A 2,034-nucleotide genomic window follows, 5' to 3' on the forward strand; every position below is an offset into this window, starting at 1 on the left:
CTAGGAGTGCTCTGAACAACGGGTCGAGGTGGGGCGGGAAGAACGCCGACAAGGCCGTTTCTTCGGCAGTAGGTCAGACCTGATTGGTCGACAACGTGGTCGTTCTTCGCGCCGATACCAGTTTGGGCATGTCTCAGGGCTTGATCAAGAGCCGCTGCGGCCCTGGTGGTCAGGCCAGGGCCCACGCTCCGTCGATGCGGGTCAGTCCATTTCCGACGAGTGTTCGGAGATTGATTGCGGCGCAACGGGTTCGAAGCCAGGAGTGGTTTTTGTCGACGCCCAGGTAACGCAGCTTGATCCGGCGGCCGCGGCTGGTGGCGGTCCAGGCGATGATCCGTTCCACGACCGAGCGGGTGGGGTAGGTCTGCTGGAACTCGGGGGTGCGGGCCTGCGCGCGGGCAGCGCGCAACAGCTGCTCGTGCTCGTGGATCGTCATCGACCGCCCATCGCGGGCGGTGGTGCAGCGCGAACGCAGCGGGCAGTCCATGCACACCCGAGCAAAGGTCACAGTCCGTTTCGGGCTCATGGCGCGGGTGTGCCCGCCGGGGCAGGTCACCGTGGCTGCCTGCTCGTCGATGGCGAAGTCGTCGAGGGTGAACCCGCCCGGCACGGCCGGTTGCAGCGGCTTGGGTTTGATCACCGTGTCGTGCCCGGCTTCAACGTAGGCGGCGCGCGCCTTTCCGGTGCCGTAGGCAGAATCCCCGTACACCTGCAACCCTGGGCGTTGCTCGGCGCCGGCACCGCCGTCGGCGTGCTCGACGCCCACGTCCGCGACCGCACCAACCGAGCAGGTGGACTGCTCACCCGGTTGGGTGGAGCCGGTCGTATCCGATCCAGCCGCGCCGTGATCAGCGATCACCTGATCCGCGACGCCAGCGTCGGCGGGGTCGGAATCGGTGGGTGCGACCGGGTCTGCGCCGCCGCTGGCGGTGCCGGGCTGGTGGTAGCGGTCGCGGGCGATCATCTTCTCGCCCACCACCGCGTCGCTGCCTTCCTCACCAGAGGCCATGGTGAGCTCGGCATCGGTGATCAGCCCCGTGTCCGGCTCCGCGCTGACATGCCCGCGGAACCCGTCGCGGCGGGTGGATTTGGATTTACGGGTGTGGCGGGCCTCGGGATCGACAGTGGAGATCATCCGATCCGGCGCCACCCGCCGCGCGATGCGCCACCGCCCATCGGTGCCATCAGAGCCCTCGGCGGGCTCCACATCCTGGCCAGCCACCAGCGCCAGCAGCCCCACCGCGTCCGCCGCAGGCCCCTCCCGCTGGGGCGCGTCCTCGCCAGTGAGCTCGGCCAGCACCGCCAGCGCGTCGTTGACCAGATCCGACACCAGATTCTGCTTGGCCTGCGCGTCGTCCCAGTCGATGTCGGGCTTGCCAGGCTTCGAATAATCCCGCCTCGCCACCTGCGCGATCACCGCTTGCGCGCCGGGCACGCACCGCGCCACCTTGCGCATCGCCGCCACCAGCTGGATAACCGTGTCCTGGGTGGCCACCGCGTCATCAAACACCGTCGAATCCACACACCGCTTGCGACGCCCGCGCAGAATCCCGGTCTCGGCGATGACCCGCGCCACCGCGTCAAACACCCGGTCCGGGCGAGCCGAGGCAGCGATCCGCTTCCGCCAATACACCAGCGTGGACGGGTCGAACGAGGTCTGCGTCAACGCTCGCCCACACGCCACCTTCCAGCGGATGTCATAGCGCAGCGCCTCGGCGGTCTGCGGATCGGACAGGTCGTAGAGTTCCTTGAGCACCAGCACCGACCCGATCAGATCCGCCGGCAGCGACGGCCGCCCAGTCGAGGAGCGGAACAGATCCGCGATGAACGAATCCGGGAACAGCTCATGGCGGTGCTCGGCCAAAAACGCGAACACGCTCCCCGGCGGCACCAGCTCCCCGACCAGCGCCTGCGCGTCCAACAACTCCCGATCCGACCGCGTAATCCCTTGCACCACAAGATCATCACACGCCACATGGCGCACAGCCGTCAGACACGACGACCGAATCGCGGGTTATTCAGAGGTCTCCTAGG

At 67.9% G+C, this 2,034-nt stretch carries 3 pseudogenes; all 3 read right to left on the reverse strand.

What is annotated here, in order from left to right:
- Positions 1-169: 169 nt before the first annotated feature.
- Positions 170-715 (reverse strand): annotated as a pseudogene (locus tag HMPREF0591_RS34770) (transposase); the annotation flags it as partial.
- A 243-nt stretch (positions 716-958) separates the two neighbouring features.
- A pseudogene (locus HMPREF0591_RS34775) lies at positions 959-1,195 on the reverse strand (IS5/IS1182 family transposase); the annotation flags it as partial.
- 432 nt (positions 1,196-1,627) lie between these two features.
- Positions 1,628-1,984, reverse strand: a pseudogene (locus tag HMPREF0591_RS34780) (transposase); the annotation flags it as partial.
- Between the last annotated feature and the right edge of the window lie 50 nt (positions 1,985-2,034).

Source organism: Mycobacterium parascrofulaceum ATCC BAA-614, from assembly GCF_000164135.1.
Lineage (GTDB): Bacteria > Actinomycetota > Actinomycetes > Mycobacteriales > Mycobacteriaceae > Mycobacterium > Mycobacterium parascrofulaceum.